Source organism: Pontiella desulfatans (assembly GCF_900890425.1).
Classification (GTDB): Bacteria; Verrucomicrobiota; Kiritimatiellia; order Kiritimatiellales; family Pontiellaceae; genus Pontiella; species Pontiella desulfatans.
Genome location: NZ_CAAHFG010000001.1, coordinates 3908359 through 3923577, shown reverse-complemented (window position 1 = coordinate 3923577; position 15219 = coordinate 3908359). Strand labels below are relative to the sequence as shown.

The 15219-nt window shown below is 56.2% G+C and carries 14 protein-coding genes, 1 pseudogene and 1 CRISPR repeat array (1 of these 16 only partly in view); of the genes and pseudogenes, 11 read left to right on the top strand and 4 right to left on the bottom strand.

Annotated elements, in window-relative coordinates; all coding sequences use genetic code 11:
• Positions 1–415: a CRISPR direct-repeat array (repeat unit 36 nt; unit sequence GTTGTGGATTGACAGTTCTTTGAAATCAGAAGCAAC); it reaches 83 nt to the left of the window's first position.
• A 407-nt stretch (positions 416–822) separates the two neighbouring features.
• Together E9954_RS13780 and E9954_RS13775 are read left to right on the top strand one after the other, a co-directional pair.
• A complete protein-coding gene (locus E9954_RS13780; RefSeq protein ID WP_168442246.1) occupies positions 823–1836 on the top strand; it encodes an aldo/keto reductase in 1014 nt (337 codons plus the stop codon).
• A 329-nt stretch (positions 1837–2165) separates the two neighbouring features.
• On the top strand, positions 2166–2783 hold the full coding sequence (locus E9954_RS13775; RefSeq protein ID WP_136079727.1) for a DUF4136 domain-containing protein: 618 nt from the start codon (positions 2166–2168) through the stop codon (positions 2781–2783).
• A 129-nt stretch (positions 2784–2912) separates the two neighbouring features.
• Here the strand turns inward: E9954_RS13775 and E9954_RS13770 are convergent.
• The 3 genes and pseudogenes from E9954_RS13770 to asd form a co-directional block, all read right to left on the bottom strand.
• A pseudogene (locus tag E9954_RS13770) lies at positions 2913–3050 on the bottom strand (Asd/ArgC dimerization domain-containing protein); the annotation flags it as partial.
• Positions 3051–3082: 32 nt separating this feature from the next.
• A complete protein-coding gene (locus E9954_RS32490) occupies positions 3083–3226 on the bottom strand; it encodes a hypothetical protein (protein ID WP_168442245.1) in 144 nt (47 codons plus the stop codon).
• 255 nt (positions 3227–3481) lie between these two features.
• Positions 3482–4588, bottom strand: coding sequence for an aspartate-semialdehyde dehydrogenase (gene asd / locus E9954_RS13765; protein WP_136079726.1), 1107 nt, complete (start codon positions 4586–4588; stop codon positions 3482–3484).
• A 352-nt stretch (positions 4589–4940) separates the two neighbouring features.
• Between asd and E9954_RS13760 the strand changes: the two genes are divergently transcribed.
• The 7 genes from E9954_RS13760 (at position 4941) to E9954_RS13730 (ending at position 10800) form a co-directional block, all read left to right on the top strand.
• On the top strand, positions 4941–5636 hold the full coding sequence (locus E9954_RS13760) for an SUMF1/EgtB/PvdO family nonheme iron enzyme (protein ID WP_342793764.1): 696 nt from the start codon (positions 4941–4943) through the stop codon (positions 5634–5636).
• A gap of 513 nt (positions 5637–6149) precedes the next feature.
• Positions 6150–7055: an EamA family transporter gene (locus E9954_RS13755; RefSeq protein WP_136079724.1), complete on the top strand. Its 906-nt coding sequence runs from the start codon at positions 6150–6152 to the stop codon at positions 7053–7055.
• Positions 7056–7245: 190 nt separating this feature from the next.
• On the top strand, positions 7246–7755 hold the full coding sequence (locus E9954_RS13750) for a hypothetical protein (protein WP_136079723.1): 510 nt from the start codon (positions 7246–7248) through the stop codon (positions 7753–7755).
• A complete protein-coding gene (locus E9954_RS13745; RefSeq protein ID WP_136079722.1) occupies positions 7736–7942 on the top strand; it encodes a hypothetical protein in 207 nt (68 codons plus the stop codon). Before E9954_RS13750 ends, E9954_RS13745 begins: the two co-directional genes overlap by 20 nt.
• Entirely contained in the window at positions 7939–9768 is a 1830-nt protein-coding gene (pabB, locus tag E9954_RS13740) for an aminodeoxychorismate synthase component I (RefSeq protein ID WP_136079721.1), read from the top strand. Before E9954_RS13745 ends, pabB begins: the two co-directional genes overlap by 4 nt.
• A 2-nt stretch (positions 9769–9770) precedes the next feature.
• Positions 9771–10073, top strand: coding sequence for an MTH1187 family thiamine-binding protein (locus tag E9954_RS13735; protein ID WP_136079720.1), 303 nt, complete (start codon positions 9771–9773; stop codon positions 10071–10073).
• Positions 10074–10173: 100 nt separating this feature from the next.
• Positions 10174–10800, top strand: coding sequence for a protein-L-isoaspartate(D-aspartate) O-methyltransferase (locus E9954_RS13730; protein ID WP_136079719.1), 627 nt, complete (start codon positions 10174–10176; stop codon positions 10798–10800).
• A gap of 21 nt (positions 10801–10821) precedes the next feature.
• Here the strand turns inward: E9954_RS13730 and E9954_RS13725 are convergent, their stop codons facing one another.
• Positions 10822–11172: a YbaN family protein gene (locus E9954_RS13725; RefSeq protein ID WP_222847179.1), complete on the bottom strand. Its 351-nt coding sequence runs from the start codon at positions 11170–11172 to the stop codon at positions 10822–10824.
• A 144-nt stretch (positions 11173–11316) separates the two neighbouring features.
• Here E9954_RS13725 and E9954_RS13720 point away from each other — a divergent pair, with 144 nt between their 5' ends.
• On the top strand, positions 11317–14277 hold the full coding sequence (locus E9954_RS13720; RefSeq protein ID WP_136079717.1) for a glycoside hydrolase family protein: 2961 nt from the start codon (positions 11317–11319) through the stop codon (positions 14275–14277).
• Positions 14278–14379: 102 nt separating this feature from the next.
• Complete coding sequence (locus E9954_RS13715; protein WP_136079716.1) at positions 14380–15195, top strand: SDR family oxidoreductase; 816 nt, start codon at positions 14380–14382, stop codon at positions 15193–15195.
• Positions 15196–15219 lie beyond the last annotated feature (24 nt).

Genomic DNA, 15219 nt, shown 5'->3' with positions numbered 1-15219 from the left:
CTTTGAAATCAGAAGCAACAGTAACAAGCATGTCGCCGGTACCGGCAGCGTTGTGGATTGACAGTTCTTTGAAATCAGAAGCAACTTCTTGACCAGACGGGGCCGGCGGAGGTGAGTTGTGGATTGACAGTTCTTTGAAATCAGAAGCAACCTGATTGCGAACAACAAGAGGCCCCCGGCTGTTGTGGATTGACAGTTCTTTGAAATCAGAAGCAACATCATGCTCCTTGCATGCTGCAGGACCTGTGTTGTGGATTGACAGTTCTTTGAAATCAGAAGCAACCGTTGTCTGGTTTTCTGGCTCATGATTCGAGTTGTGGATTGACAGTTCTTTGAAATCAGAAGCAACAGTTTAAGAAATCAAGATTACCCAAGTCATGTTGTGGATTGACAGTTCTTTGAAATCAGAAGCAACGGCTTTGCAATGGAAAGTGTATGGAAACTTACGTGTCATGAATGCGGGGTATTTCTGTTGCTAGTAAAACCATAATGATATAAGGAATATGCTCTTGTGAGCGGAGAGCCTGATCATGAGAAGCGTTGTTGCCTGTGTCGTCATCATTTTAGGCGCCATGTCTTATCACCGAATCGTGGATTTGCTGAGCAACCCCCGCTCCCTAATGCAGCGCACGTATGAGATGACACTCTAATTTTTGAAGGACAGAACATATGATCAACAGCAGGCAATCCCGGCGACAGTTTTTCAATCATACTGCAGCGTCTTTCGTGGCTCTGCTATCCATTCCTCCATGTGCTACCGGCGAAGGTTCTTTAACTGCTTCCGAGGCGATGCCGCCGAGATGGAAAAACCGGCAGGAAGGGATGAGGTATCGCCGCCTTGGGAAGACCGCGATGATGGTGTCGGAGCTGGCGATGGGAACCTTTCCTTTCGAGTCCGAGGACAGCTTTCCATTGTTCGATGCAGCGATAGATAGAGGGATCAACTATTTTGACTGTGCTTCGGCCTATTCGGGCGGAAAGGTTGAGGCCAACCTCGGCCGCTATTTCAAGGCGTCGGGGAACCGGGAAAAGGTGTTCCTCTCCACAAAGCTGAGTGGATATTATTGGGAGCTCGACCGCTGGTTGATGACGGAAGTCGGAAAGAAGTCCAAGGCCGTGCAGCATGAAATCGAGGCAAAGGCCGAATCGTTGCTCGAGCAGCGACGGGTGAAGCTACCCGGATATCACATTCAGTATTTCGGCGGGCAGGCTAATCAGTTTGATAAGACCTATTATCGCTATTTTGCCATGCAGGAGATCGGAATTTCTGATGAATGGCGCGGCAAAATAAAGCAAAACGCCTATCGGTTGTTGGAGGAGGGTATGACCCGTTTGCAAACCGATTACCTCGATGTGCTTCATATTCCGCACGGTGTAGCCATGCCCGAGATGATGGATGACCTGCTGAAGGAAATCTTTCAGGAGTTCAAGCAGAAGGGACTGGTCAAAGCCTCGGCTGTGTCCTTCCACAATGACGTGACCGGCAATCTGCTGCAGGCTGCGAAAGTTGGTTATTATGATGTGGCCATGTTTGCGTACAACATTGCCAACCATGCCGGACTGGAACATGCGATGTATAAAGCACACCAATCCGGGATGGGGTTGATTGCCATGAAGGTCGCCAAGCTTTTTTCCATGGGCAACCAGCCCGCCTGGCGTTTGTCCAAGCTGAATGCCGCGATCCCCGACGAAGGCTTGTCGCCTTTTGCCAAGTCATACCTATGGGCGCTTCAAAACCCGAACCTGTCGTGTTGTGTGTCGCAAATGGAAACGATCGAACAGTTGAATGACAACCTGCAGGTCGTTGGCCGGAAACTCGATCTTGAGCCCAGCTAACGCGGCTCCGCAGCAGGGAATAGGTGGCAACGAATGTATGAAACACGAAGTGAGGCTGGTGCGGAGCGCCGGCAGCGAAGCGGCAACCAACGAATCCGAACATCCGAAGCATTCGTTGCTTTTCATGAATTCGTTGCTTGAAAATCTATGCTATTGACTGGAAGCAAACAGGTAAAGGGTCATTCATTATGACACGCAAGATGGTAAGAAGTTTGGATGTAAGGAACTAAATAGAAAACCCCGCGGTCAGCTTCGCGGGGTTTTCTGTTTCCAATGTTTAGACGTTAAACCTATCTTAGGCATCGAAATCAAAGGCCAAAAGGAATCCTATGAAAAAGATGATATCCGTACTGTTTGCCGGGGGGATTGTTTCCTGCCTGCTCGCTTCCTGCATGTCGGCAAGGAATGCTTCCTGGAGCAATCCCGAGTTTCCTGAACGAAAATTGGGAAAGACTATTGTCATGGCCATTGGTGAAAGCGAGTATCGCGTCAATCAGTTTGAAGCTCTGCTGGTGAGGGAGTTGGCGACGTATGGAGTTGCTGCCCAAGCGATGCATCAGCTGTGTCCTACGGTTGGCGATATGGAGAGAGAACAGATTTCGGCGCTGGTGCAGAGCAATCGCTTTGACAGCATTGTTGTGACGCACGTGCTATCCGAAGACGACCGGCAACAGCTGGTTGCGACCGGGTATACCTCGTCGCCGAACATGGGATATTCCGGTGTCGGGTATTGGGGCTACGGAATGAGCTATTCCCTGAATCCAGAGTTCGCCACCGTGAGCAATACGACGACGTATGATCTCGAAACCAATCTCTTTGACGTCCCGTCGAAAAAGCTCGTCTGGTCTGGGCGAAAAGAAGTTTTCGACGGGGACTCCGACATTAAGAACATCCAAAAGGTGGTCATCAGCGTGATCCGGGGTTTTAAATCCAACAAGATGCTCTAAGCCAAACAGGTTGCCGTTCAAATGAAAAACCCCGCGATGTTCATCGCGGGGTTTTCTAATGGTAGGGAAGGCTGTCCTCAGCCGTCCGCTCGGCGGGGCGGCGCGCTCGGAGAGCACGCCCTACCTGTTTTACCTCACCCGCAGGATGCGGAGCATCCTGCGCAGCGGTTCGGCGGCGCCCCAGAGGAGCTGGTCGCCTACGGTGAAGGCGGAGAGGTATTCGCCACCCATCTTAATTTTGCGGAAGCGGTCGACCGGCACGGTCATCTAAGCATGCCGCACCCCCGCATCCGTTAGGGCTAATCCTCGAAGTAGGCCGGGGCCTGCTGTTCAATCGTTTTGGTGGCCCCCATTTGAAGCGCACCGAATGCGAGCGTCAGCAGGGTCAAGAGGTGCCAAACGTTCATCTCAAAGTCCAACCATCTCATTTTTGATATTTTCACGTTATACTCCTTATGTTGAAAGGAGTTCGTGATTGGTTGGAGAACCTTACATCCGAAGATGAGAAATTGTCTGTGGCTTGCTGAATGCAGGCAGTAACTAGAGGGAACGGCAATCCGCTCCCACAAAAAAACCGCGATCTGCATCGCGGTTTTTTTAGTGTAGACGAAGCATCTTGCTTCGTTATGTCCGAGTTGTTCGTGTGCAACGGAGCAAGTGATTATGCCGAGTAGAGGTAATCTTCCATCTAGGTTAGCCTACTTCTCCTGCAGGATGCGGAGCATCCGGCGCAGCGGTTCGGCGGCGCCCCAGAGGAGCTGGTCGCCGACGGTGAAGGCGTTGAGGTATTCCGGCCCCATCTTCATCTTGCGCAGGCGGCCGACCGGTACGGTCAGCGTACCGCTGATGGCTGCCGGGGTCAGACGGGCGAGGGTGTCTTCCTTGTTGTTGGGCACCACGTCGATCCAGTCGTTGTCGCCGCGCAGGATATCTTCGATCTGCTGAATGGAAACATCCTGGTTCAGTTTGATGGTCAGTGCCTGGCTGTGCGAGCGCATTGCGCCGATACGGACGCAGGTGCCGTCGATCGGGATCTGCGGATCGTTGCCGAGAATTTTGTTGGTTTCAACAAAGCCTTTCCACTCTTCCTTGGTCTGGCCGTCATCCACAGCTTTGTCGATCCAGGGAATCAGCGAGCCGGCCAGCGGGGCGCCGAACTGCTCCTTCGGGAAGCTGTCGCTACGCAGGGCTTCGCTGACCTTGCGGTCGATGTCCAGAATGGCGGAGGCCGGATTCTTCAGCTCCTCGACTGCGGCGTTGAACAGGTGGCCTTTCTGCGAAAGCAGCTCGCGCATGTTCTGTGCGCCCGCGCCGGAGGCGGCCTGGTAGGTCATGGAGGAAACCCACTCGACAAGTCCGGCCTTGAAGAGGCCGCCGACGGCCATCAGCATGAGCGAAACCGTGCAGTTGCCGCCGATGAAGTCCTTCTTGCCGTCCGCCAGCGCCTGGTCGATGACCGGGCGGTTGACCGGGTCGAGAATGATGGTGGCGTCGGGAACCATGCGCAGGGTGGAGGCCGCGTCGATCCAGTAGCCGTTCCAGCCGTTGGAGCGAAGCTGCGGATGCACCTCCGAGGTATAGTCGCCGCCCTGGCAGGTAATGATGGCGTCCATTTGCATAAGCGCATCGAGGTCGAACGCATCAAGGAGGGTGGAGTCGCCCTTGCCGACGTTCGGTGCCGCCTGTCCCGCCTGCGAGGTGGTGAAAAAGACCGGATCAATGTTTTTAAAATCGTTTTCGGCCTGCATGCGTTCCATCAGCACCGAGCCGACCATGCCGCGCCATCCAATAAGTCCAGTTTTCATTTGTTCGCTCTCCTTGGCTTCGTGAAGCCAGGATCACGAAGCAGTTATCAGTTGTTCGTTATTGGTTATTCGTGGGGGAGGGATCCGGGAGATGTTTTCCTGTTAACCCGTAACTAATAACCATTAACTGAAACGGCAAGGCCGTTTCTCTTCAAAGGGCAGGGACGGTATTTGATTTGAAATCGGGATGCAAGCCGGTATTGCTTTTGCCCGCTGGAAACGGCGCGGAGCACTATTGGCATTGGCTTACGGTTTTTTCCTGAGACAACCCGTTCGGCAGAGCAGGCGGGACGCCTGCGCAGACTGTTGACCAACCTTAGGTGTAGGGCGTGCCTCTCGAAGAGGGCGCGCTATCCTCCAGAATAACACGGCCTTTGCTGCGCAAAGAACCGCGTTCTACACCCGTTGCATAAATGCCGGACTTTATCAACAAACTCAGCAGGCGGGACGCCTTCGGTACAATTGCCGTTACGCCCGGTATCTGACTACGGGCAGTGCGGTCAGCGGCGCCTACCAGTTCGATGCCACCGGCACGACCCTGCTGGCGGTCGACCGCGATGCCGCGGTTACGGCCTACGGCACGGTCTATGTGCTGCCGACGGAGGACGAGTGGTACAAGGCGGCCTACCTCAAGTCGGATGGCAGCGCCTACTCGCTCTATGCCACCGGGGATTCGGTTCCCGGCGTAGAGACGGATGCAAACTATGACGGTTACAACGGAACCTACTCCACACCGTGGGATGTCGGCACGGGAGGAGTCGCCGAAAACAACGGCACGTTCTATATGAACGGCAACGTCTGGGAATGGAACGAGAGCGCGTATGACGGAACACTCGACGACATGGCTGAGCTTCGTGTGGTTCGTGGCGGGGCGTTCAGTGTTTCTGAGCTCGGCCTGCGTTCATCGACTCGCCACTCTTACAGCCCAGAGTCTGAGAGCTACCTTTTCGGGTTTCGCGTCGCGGCAATTCCAGAGCCGTCGAGCATCATGCTGGTGGGGGTGGCTGGCGGCTTCGCGTTGTTTATCCGCAGAAGGTTGATGGTGTAACCTTTCCGCCGCCGCCCTTTGGGCTTCCTCCTTCGCTAAAGCTACGACGGATAAAACGGCGGACAAGGTGTCTTTTTTGGAGGGGTGGATGCTGTCCGCCCGGGAGCTGAGGCCACGCCCCTCCACGAGCGGGAGAACCTGGGGCGCGGAGCGACCCGGTTTTTTTTATGGTTCATGTCCCATTTTCGGGGAGAATGTTGATTCGTGTTGTAGGACGTGGCTCTTTACGAAGTAAAGGCCGCGTTTCCCTGAGGTGGATTGCAAGCCCGTTGCAAGCAAAGAGGCTCGCCCTACACCATCCATTGCGGAAATCAATCCTCGATTTTTTAGTTGTGAATTAACTCTGTTGCTTTGTGTCCCTTCCTCTGGCTGGGGAAACGTACACTATACCGGGTGGGGGGGGGCTGCCTGGTGTAGAGATCGCTTGCCCGCCATCGCCCCGAGGCGATTTAATTTGTAAAGCAACCGGAAGCAGCTAATGTCCGCGGCTCTTAGAAGCGAGAAGGACAGTTTATGTGGATTTGGATGGGGTTGGTTTCGTTGGTTTTTCTGGGGGTGTACGACCTCTGCAAGAAACAGTCGCTGAACCACAATGCGGTTTTGCCGACCTTGTTCGTCTCGAACATGGCCAGCGTGTTGCTCGTGCTTCCCGTCGTGTTGCTTTCCCGTTTCGCGCCGGCCCTGCTGGAGGGATCGGTTTTCCAGGTCGCCCCGATGCCGCTGGAGTGGCACGGGCTCATCGTGATCAAATCCCTGATTGTGGGGACTTCGTGGACGTGTGCCTATTTTGCGCTGAAGCATCTGCCGATTTCGATCGTGTCGCCGATCCGCGCCTCGGGCCCGGTCTGGACGCTGTTCGGGGCCATCCTGATTTTCCATGAGCAACCCTCGGCGATGCAGTGGGCGGGGATGGTCCTGATCTTTTTCTGCTACTTTGTCTTTTCGCTGCTCGGTCGGGAGGAGGGGATCCATTTCCATCGCGACAAATGGGTGGGGATGATCTTTTTCGCCACGCTGGTCGGCACCTGCAGCACGCTCTATGATAAATGGTTGCTGCAACAGGTTGGCATGAGTTCCATCCAGGTGCTGGCCTGGTATTTCATCTATCTCGCTGTGTTTTTCACCCTGCTCAACGGACTGCTCTGGTGGCCGAACCGCAAAAAGACCACCCCGTTCCAGTGGCGCTGGACGATGCCGTTGATCGGGATTTTCCTGCTGGTCGCCGACTTTGTCTACTTCATCGGAGTGGAGGATCCGGATGCGCTGATTATTGTGATGTCGGTGCTGCGGCGCTGCAGCGTGTTGATTTCGTTTGCGGCCGGTGCGCTGATCTTCAAGGAGCGGAACAAGCGCAAGAAGGGTTGGGTGCTGTTCGGAATCCTGCTCGGTGTGCTTTTAATTATCCTTTCAGAGCGGTAGGCGGCGGTCTCGCCGACGCGCGCTGAGGCCAGCGCCCCTCCACGAGTTGCGCAAGCCGGTTCGCTCGCGCAGCCAGGGAAACGATGGCGTTTCTCCAAACTGGCTCTGGAACGTTCGTGCGTCCTGGGCATAATTATCCTCGCGGGTTGGTTGGATTCGTTCCAGATTTTGTGTAGTTTGCGGGACAGTCATGGAAGAGGAAGTCCAAAGAATCATAAAAGCGCTCAACGCCGCTGGCGTCCGGTATGTTTTCGCTGGCGGGTTGGCTGTCATCGCCCACGGTTATTTGCGGATAACCCAGGACATTGATCTGGTTATCGATCTTGAAAGGGAAAACCTACTGGCAGGACTGAAGACTTTGGAGGGACTCGGTTATCGACCACGGCTTCCGGTCAGTCTTGAACAATTTGCAGATGCAGAAACCCGGCTAGGTTGGATTCGGGAAAAGAACATGCTGGTTTTCCCTTTCTGTCAGCCTTCCCTGGCGCATGGGTTGACGGTGGATGTTTTTGTCGAGTGCCCCTTCGATTTCGATGAAGAGTACGAAAATGCCAAATGGATGGATTTTAAGGCTGGAGAAAAGGCTCCCTTTGTCGGGTTGGAGTGCCTGGTTCGCATGAAAAAGGCGGCCGCTCGCCCGAAGGATTTTGCCGATATTGATCAATTGAGGAAGGTTCAGGATGAAACCGGAAATCAATGATGATCCGTGGCGGTATGCAACGTTTGAAGGTGTTGAGCGGTTGCAGTTTCAGCAGACCGCGAAAATGAGTATGCCTGAGCGACTCGCTGTACTTGACGGTATGTTGGCACTTGCTCGTTCAATGAAACCCTCAAAACCTTTGGCGCTTGCTGAAGAGTCTCCAGAGTATGGATCTGACACCGAGTGAAGGTTGTGCTCAAACATGCGGGGCGCTGGTTGCATTTCCAATGCCCGGAAAAGGTGCTGGTGGCCGAGCGGGTCGAGGACGTGGTTCCGATGCTCGAAGAGGCGGAGCAGTCCGGACTCTTTGTCGCCGGATTCATTTCCTACGAAGCCGCCCCGGCGTTTGACCATGCGCTGAAAACGCATCCAGCTAATGGGTTTCCCCTCCTTTGCCTTGGCCTGTTCCATGCGCCGGATGTTTTGGAAGAGATTGAAGTGTCTGGAGGGCGAGGCGCTGTCCGAGCTGAAGGCGTGCAGGGTGGCTCGGACAGCGCCTCGCTCTCGAGTTATGCGATAGGTGGGTTGAAGCCGTCGGTTTCCCGAGAAGAATTCACCGAGGCGATCGGGACGATCAAGGAGCGGATTGCGGAAGGTGCAACCTACCAGGTCAACTATACCTATCGGTTGACGGCGGATTTTTCCGGCGACGCCTGGGCGTTTTTCCATGAGCTGGTGAACGGTCAGAAAACGGAATATGCTGCGTTCATCGAAACCGACGAGTTTTCAATCTGCTCCGCCTCGCCTGAATTGTTTTTCAGTTTCAACCATGGGCGGATTGTTTCCCGGCCGATGAAGGGGACTGCCCGGCGCGGCCGAACCTTCACCGAAGACTGGAACCAGGCGGAGGCCCTGCGGCACTCGGAGAAGGATCGTGCGGAAAACATTATGATCGTCGATATGGTCCGCAACGATATCGGTCGGGTGGCGGTGCCGGGGAGCGTTGAGACGGTCAGTACATTCGATGTCGAAAAATACCCAACCGTTTGGCAAATGACCTCAACCGTGAAGGGAATCCTCTCGCCAAGACGCCAAGACGCAAAGAACAAAGAGTCGGAGCTTACGGACTCTGCGCCTTTGCGCCTTTGCGAGATATTTAAAGCGCTGTTCCCCTGCGCGTCGATCACGGGCGCACCGAAGGCCAAGACGATGGAAATCATCCGTGGGCTGGAAACCTCCCCTCGCAAGATCTACACCGGTTCCGTGGGTTTCATCACGCCGCAGGGCGAAGCCTGCTTCAATGTCGCGATCCGGACGGCGTTGATCCAAAAGGGCAAACTCGAGTTTGGGATTGGCGGCGGGATTGTGTGGGATTCGGACGCTGAGGCGGAATATGAGGAAACCCTGACCAAGGCGAGGGTGCTCACCCAGCCGCGGCCGGATTTCCAGTTGTTGGAAACCATGCTTTGGGAACCGGAGTTCGGCGTCTTTCTGCTGGACGAACACGTGCAACGGTTGGGTAAGTCGGCCGCCTATTTTGATATTCCTCTGGATATGCACGCGGTCATGCAGTCGCTGGAGGAGCTGGCGCACACTTGCGCAAGTGTGCGGACCCGGATACGCCTATTGGTTTCCCGCGACGGGAATTCCGAGATCCAGGCGTTCCCATTGGATGGAGAGGAGCAGGCCTCTGCACCCCTCCAGGTTGCCATGGCCAAGGAACCGGTCGATTCGAGCGATGTTTTCCTCTACCATAAAACGACACACCGCGAAGTGTATGGGCAGGCGAAGGCCGGTTTCCCCGACCATGACGAGGTGATCCTGTGGAATGAAAAGGGCGAGGTGACGGAAGGTTGCATTGCCAATGTTGTGGTTTCGAAGGACGGAAAGCTGGTCACGCCGCCGATTGGTTGTGGCTTGCTGGCGGGGACGTTCCGCGACCATTTGTTGAAGAGCGGCGAAGTCGAGGAAGGCGTCGTCATGGTGCGCGACCTCTTGGATGCGGATGAGGTTTTTCTGGTTAATTCAGTGAGAAAGTGGCAAAAGGCTGTTGTTGAACAACAGGAGAATTAAACATGAAAGTCATTGTGGATTTAACGATTGTTCCGATTGGTGTAGGCGTGTCGCTCTCAAGCTATGTGGCCGCCTGCGAGGCGGTGCTTTCCCGCCCGGGCCTGAAAACCTCCCTCCATGCCAACGGAACCAATATCGAAGGCGAATGGGATGATGTGTTTGCCGCGATCAAGGCGTGCCACGAAAAAGTACACGGCATGGGCGCGCCAAGGATCCATACCAACATTAAGCTGGGAACCCGAACCGACCGGGAGCAGTCGCTTGAAGACAAGGTCAACAGCGTGGTGGCCAAGCAACAGAATTGATCGCCACAAAAGAACGCAGAGGAACGCAAAGCTTCTTTTCTATTGTGTTCTTTGTGCTCATTCGTGGCTAAACATTTCCTGTTCCGGCAAGGAGGAATCCATGGAGGCGGAACGCAAGGCGATGGTGGCCGTGGTTAAGGCCCATGGGGTTCAGGATGATCGTGTGCTGGCGGCCATGGGCAAGGTTCGGCGGCATGTCTACATTCCAGAAGCGCATCGCGGTCGCGATTCATACGGCGACCACCCATGCCCGATCGGCCATGGGCAGACGATTTCCCAACCGTTCATCGTGGCCTACATGACGCAGCGCATCGGAGTGAAGCCCGGCATGCGTATTTTGGAGATCGGCACCGGATCCGGCTACCAGGCCGCCGTGCTCGCCGAGCTGGAGGCGGAGGTTTTCAGCATCGAAATTGTTCCCGCGTTGGCGGATCACGCGCGCGGGGTGTTGGCGGCGGAAGGCTATTCAACGGTGAAGGTCAAGACGGGCGACGGCTACAAGGGCTGGCCGGAGCATGCGCCGTTCGATGCCATCATCGTCACCTGCGCACCGGCCGACATTCCGAAAAAACTGGTGGAGCAGTTGAAGGATGGCGGCCGTATGATCCTGCCGGTCGGCACCGGCATCCAGCAACTGGTGATCCTCGAAAAGGCGGGCGACTCCTTCAAGGAAATCCCCGACCTGCATGTGCGCTTTGTTCCGATGGTGAAGGGGAGCGAGGAGTGACGATGGAGTCGTGAGGCGCGATTAATCGTCTTCGCAAACCTTCAGCCGGACAACGAACACCAAGCCGATCAGCAGGATGATTCCGCCAATGCCGCGGATCCAGATGTTTTCGATGGCAATGCCAACGGCGTAGGAGCCGAAGAGCAGGATGGAGGCAACGGCAACGAGCTTGGCCTTGCGGGGGATGCAACGATGCTCGTGCCAGTTGCGGATGGTTGCCCCGAACACCTTGTGTTCCAGCAGCCAGCGGTGGCACCGTTCCGAAGATTTGGCAAAGCAGGTGGCGGCCAGCAGGAGCAGGGGCGTGGTGGGCAGCAGGGGCAAAAACAGGCCTAGGGTCGCCAGTCCAACCAGGACGAATCCCATTGCCATGTATAGCCAGTTCGCTTTCGTTGCCATTGCCGGAGGAGGTTGGGGAAACCGGCTTTGCGAGTAAAGCTAAATGGTGGAGTGTTGAAAAATATCTGGATATTTGGGCTTTTCTGCCGGATAGTCATTCATGGAAAGGGAGCAGGCATGGGTATAGGTATCAAGAGGTTCGGTGGTCTTGTCTCGGGCGTTCTATTGGCCGGTTCGGCCTTTGGCTTGGATAATCCGATGGCCACGGCGCTGGACGGTGCCATTGTGAACTACAATGGGCTTTACTATGGCATGGGAGCCGGGACGAATGGCCAGATGCTGGTGTCCGGCAATCTGGTCGATTGGGGAACCCCCGTTTCCGTTTTGCCCGAAAACGTGGAAGGCCCTTACGAAAGCCTCTATCGGAACGGGGTCTTCTACCTGTTTGCCCAGGGCAAGGGGTACGCGGTGTCATCCGCTCCGCAAGGGCCCTATTCGAGCCTCCGCAAGGGCGACCTTCCGGGCGAAGAGATGCGGCTTTTCCAGGATGACGGCGGCGCCTTGTTATCGGTGAACCGGCGTGCGGGCAGCAAGGGGGAAGGCGAGATCATTCTGCAGCGCCATTCGACTCCTTGGAAAACATCCGGCAAGCCGGATCTGCTGCTGGATGGCCGGCGCGGCATGTGGGATTCGCTGGATAGCGCCGACCTGGGCGAACCGGATATCTTGTGCTACCGGGGAAACTATTATCTCCTCTATGCGGCCAACAACCCTAGCCCCCGCACCGGCCTGCGCGAAATCGGGTTGGCGGTCAGCGAGAATCCCCTGCGACTCACCAATGTCGACAAGGTATCGAACCCGGTGCTGGTTCGCAACGCCGAGCGTTTGGCAAGGTCTTACAACGTGGTGCTTCCCTCGGGCGAATACAGTGGTTGGGAAGGGCGCTTCATCACAAAGCCGCCTCAGGAAGACTGGAAACAGCCGGGCGTCAAGCTTTCCGGTTGGCGGACGGGGCAGGGCGGATTCGGCTATCCCTTGCTCATCGGCGATACCCAGCTGCACGCCTGCCGGACCAAATGGCAGGACGAGCAAATCTGGGTTCGGCGGGAATTCGAGCTGCTGCGGGGAACACCGAAAACGCCGGTGCTGAATATCCGCCACGAAGGCGCGGTGCAGGTTTTCCTGAACGGGAAACTCGTTTATCAATCGGCAACGCCGTCCATCGCATACAGCAACTTCGATATATCGGAAGCCGCAGAAGGAGTGTTCCGCGATCAGGACAACGTGATCGCTGTCCAGGCTAAGGCGCCGAAGAACGCGAAATACCGCTTCCTGGATTTTGGCATCTTCGATGCCGACGATCTGCCGGTTGAGCCGACCATCTACGGATTGAACGCCCCGCGCATCGTTCCGGGGCCGAACGGGTTTGAAACATGGGTGGCCTATCAGGCGTGGTGGAACGGGGTGCCGGGCACAGGCCTCGACCGTGTTTTCTTTTTCGACAAGGAACTCGTGATTGACGGGCCGACCACCAAGGATTCCCCTGGCTACCACCCGCCGCCTGCCCGTCCGACCTTCAGCGATTCGTTCCCCGAGGACGAAAGCATCGAGTGGGCGGAGCGCTGGGATTTCGACGGCGGCGGATGGATGTCGATGGATGGCTCCATGCGGCAAAATGCATCGAAGGGAGTGGCCAAGGCCTATCTCAAGCGGGAGCCGCAGGAAAACTACCTGTTCGAAACCTTCGTGCGGTTTCCGGCCAAGTCCAAGGGCGATGCCGGCGTGGTGGCCTGGAGCGATGGCGAACACGATCTGGTCGTGAGCGTCAATCCCTATAAGAAGACGTGGGAGTACCATATCGAGCCGGGTTCGACCATGCCCAAGCGCTATAAGTTGCCGACGGCGTTCAAGGCGCTTGAAAAGGCACCGGGCATGGGCACCACCCCGGCACCGTTCCACCGGCTCCGGATTACGAAGAACGGTGGGCATTTCGGGGTGGAGCTCAACGGAATCAATTTGTTGCCGGGCAAACCGATCGTCACCAAGATCAGTGGCGCCGGGGTTCCGGGATTCTACTGCAAGGATTCCGGGGCCGAGTTCGACGGCGTAACCTATACCGCCGGTTGGGACGAGCACAACGAATACATCACGGGGTGGGGTTCTGCCGCGGATGGCACTTCGTCTGCCGGTCAATGGAGCCACTTCAAGGATATGGGCCTGGAGCAAAGTAGGCATTCCGAGCCCGGCCGTGCCTTCAAGGGCGACTTGCTGGATCAATACGAATTCACGGTCAATGTCCAGACCGAGGAGCTCCGGGAGCGCGAAGGCCGACTCTACGGCGTTTTCCCGGTCTTTGCCGATCGCGACAACTATCTGCAGGCCATGATCGATGCCCACTCCCGGGAGCTGGTGGTGACCGGAAAGCTGCGGGGCAGGGAAATCAAACCCATCCGCAGACCCTTGAAGTGCCGCATTGCCCGTCGCCATCTCTACGACAAGTCGACCGCCTATAGCGATGTTACCTCGTGGGTCTATGAGCTACGCTCCGAATCCATCATCTCCGGACTCGACCTCCGTTGGTTGGAAGGGGATTTCGACCATCTTCAACAGGAATTCTTCGTGCCGCCGGACGACATGGTGATCCGCTACGCCAAGCTGGACCGCGGGCGCAAGCCAAACCTGTGGGACGACGGCCGCTTCTACGATGCCGACGAACCCAAACCCCGCGAACAGCACCCCGGGATCCTCAACCATGTAGCCATCCGCGAGGTCGTCGGAAATTTTGTGGGCTTCGGCCTCTATGTTTCATCCGCCATCGTGATCGACTCCCGCACCGGGCGCTACATTCGCGACTATGTCCCCGGCGAGGATCTGGGAGCCAATGAGGAGATCGGAGACGACACCTCCGAAACCGATACCGAGTCGCGCCCCCGGGAGGCCTTGATTACCCTGGAGGTGGAGTCGTCCTACTTTTTCCGCTGCGTGAAACTCGAAGACAAGGTCATCATCGAACTCAATGGCCGTCCCATGGTTGAGGTTGAAGGGGAATGGCCGGCCTCCCAGGTCGGGCTCGTGACCGAAGGCGAACCCTGTTTCTTCAACGGCATAACCCTCATGCATCTGCCCTCCGAGGAATAATCCGGTTCTCTTTTCCTGCATTCGTTGTAAACATTTGCCTTGTCAGTCGGGGTTTGTTTTGTTCATATCTCAAACCTTTGAGGATTAAAATTAGGAGCCAGGATGAACAATCTTTTCAATATTGGGGACAAGGTGATTGCAATCACCGGTGCCGCCGGCGTGCTGGCGGGCGGAACGGCGAACTATCTGCAGGAACAGGGGGCCTTTGTGGTCTATCTCGACCTTTTCCAGGACAAGGTCGATGAAACGGTTGCCGAGGCAAAAAAGATTTCGGACAAGTGCTGCGGTTTTGCCTGCAACGTGCTCGACCAGGATGCGCTCGACAAGGTCTACGACCAAATTCTTGAAACCTGCGGCCGGATCGATGTGCTGATCAACGGTGCCGGCGGCAACATGCCCGGCGCCACCATCGGCCCCGACCAGGATGTGTTCGACCTCAAGCTGGAAGACTACTCCAAGGTATTGGATCTGAACCTGAAGGGCACGGTGCTGCCCACCATGACGTTTGCCAAGGCCTTCAAGGAGCAGGGGCACGGGGTGGTGATCAATTTTTCATCGATGTCCTCGCCCCAGGCACTGACCCGTGTGCTGGGCTATTCCAACGCCAAGGCCGCCATCGACAACTTTACCCGTTGGATGGCCACCGAGATGGCGCTGAAATATGGCGACAAGATCCGCGTCAACGCCATCGCCCCCGGATTCTTCATTAGCAACCAGAACCGTGCGCTGCTCACGAACGAAGACGGTTCCTATACCACACGCGGACAGCAGGTGATCAACAAGACCCCGTTCCGTCGCTTCGGCGAACAGGAGGAGGTCTACGGCACCATCCACTACCTGATCTCGGGCGCCGCCTCCTTCGTGAGCGGGATCGTCGTTCCGGTCGATGGCGCCTTCTCCGCCTTCAGTGGCGTCTAGCGGGCCGCCTTTCCCCAAGCGAAT

What these genes read in the sequence shown, in the direction of transcription:
- E9954_RS13780 (WP_168442246.1), top strand. Translation starts at nt 823, where the DNA reads ATGAGGTATCGCCGCCTTGGGAAGACCGCGATGATGGTGTCGGAGCTG.
- E9954_RS13775 (WP_136079727.1), top strand. Translation starts at nt 2,166, where the DNA reads ATGAAAAAGATGATATCCGTACTGTTTGCCGGGGGGATTGTTTCCTGC.
- asd (WP_136079726.1), bottom strand. Translation starts at nt 4,588, where the DNA reads ATGAAAACTGGACTTATTGGATGGCGCGGCATGGTCGGCTCGGTGCTG.
- E9954_RS13755 (WP_136079724.1), top strand. Translation starts at nt 6,150, where the DNA reads ATGTGGATTTGGATGGGGTTGGTTTCGTTGGTTTTTCTGGGGGTGTAC.
- E9954_RS13750 (WP_136079723.1), top strand. Translation starts at nt 7,246, where the DNA reads ATGGAAGAGGAAGTCCAAAGAATCATAAAAGCGCTCAACGCCGCTGGC.
- E9954_RS13745 (WP_136079722.1), top strand. Translation starts at nt 7,736, where the DNA reads ATGAAACCGGAAATCAATGATGATCCGTGGCGGTATGCAACGTTTGAA.
- E9954_RS13735 (WP_136079720.1), top strand. Translation starts at nt 9,771, where the DNA reads ATGAAAGTCATTGTGGATTTAACGATTGTTCCGATTGGTGTAGGCGTG.
- E9954_RS13730 (WP_136079719.1), top strand. Translation starts at nt 10,174, where the DNA reads ATGGAGGCGGAACGCAAGGCGATGGTGGCCGTGGTTAAGGCCCATGGG.
- E9954_RS13725 (WP_222847179.1), bottom strand. Translation starts at nt 11,172, where the DNA reads ATGGCAATGGGATTCGTCCTGGTTGGACTGGCGACCCTAGGCCTGTTT.
- E9954_RS13720 (WP_136079717.1), top strand. Translation starts at nt 11,317, where the DNA reads ATGGGTATAGGTATCAAGAGGTTCGGTGGTCTTGTCTCGGGCGTTCTA.
- E9954_RS13715 (WP_136079716.1), top strand. Translation starts at nt 14,380, where the DNA reads ATGAACAATCTTTTCAATATTGGGGACAAGGTGATTGCAATCACCGGT.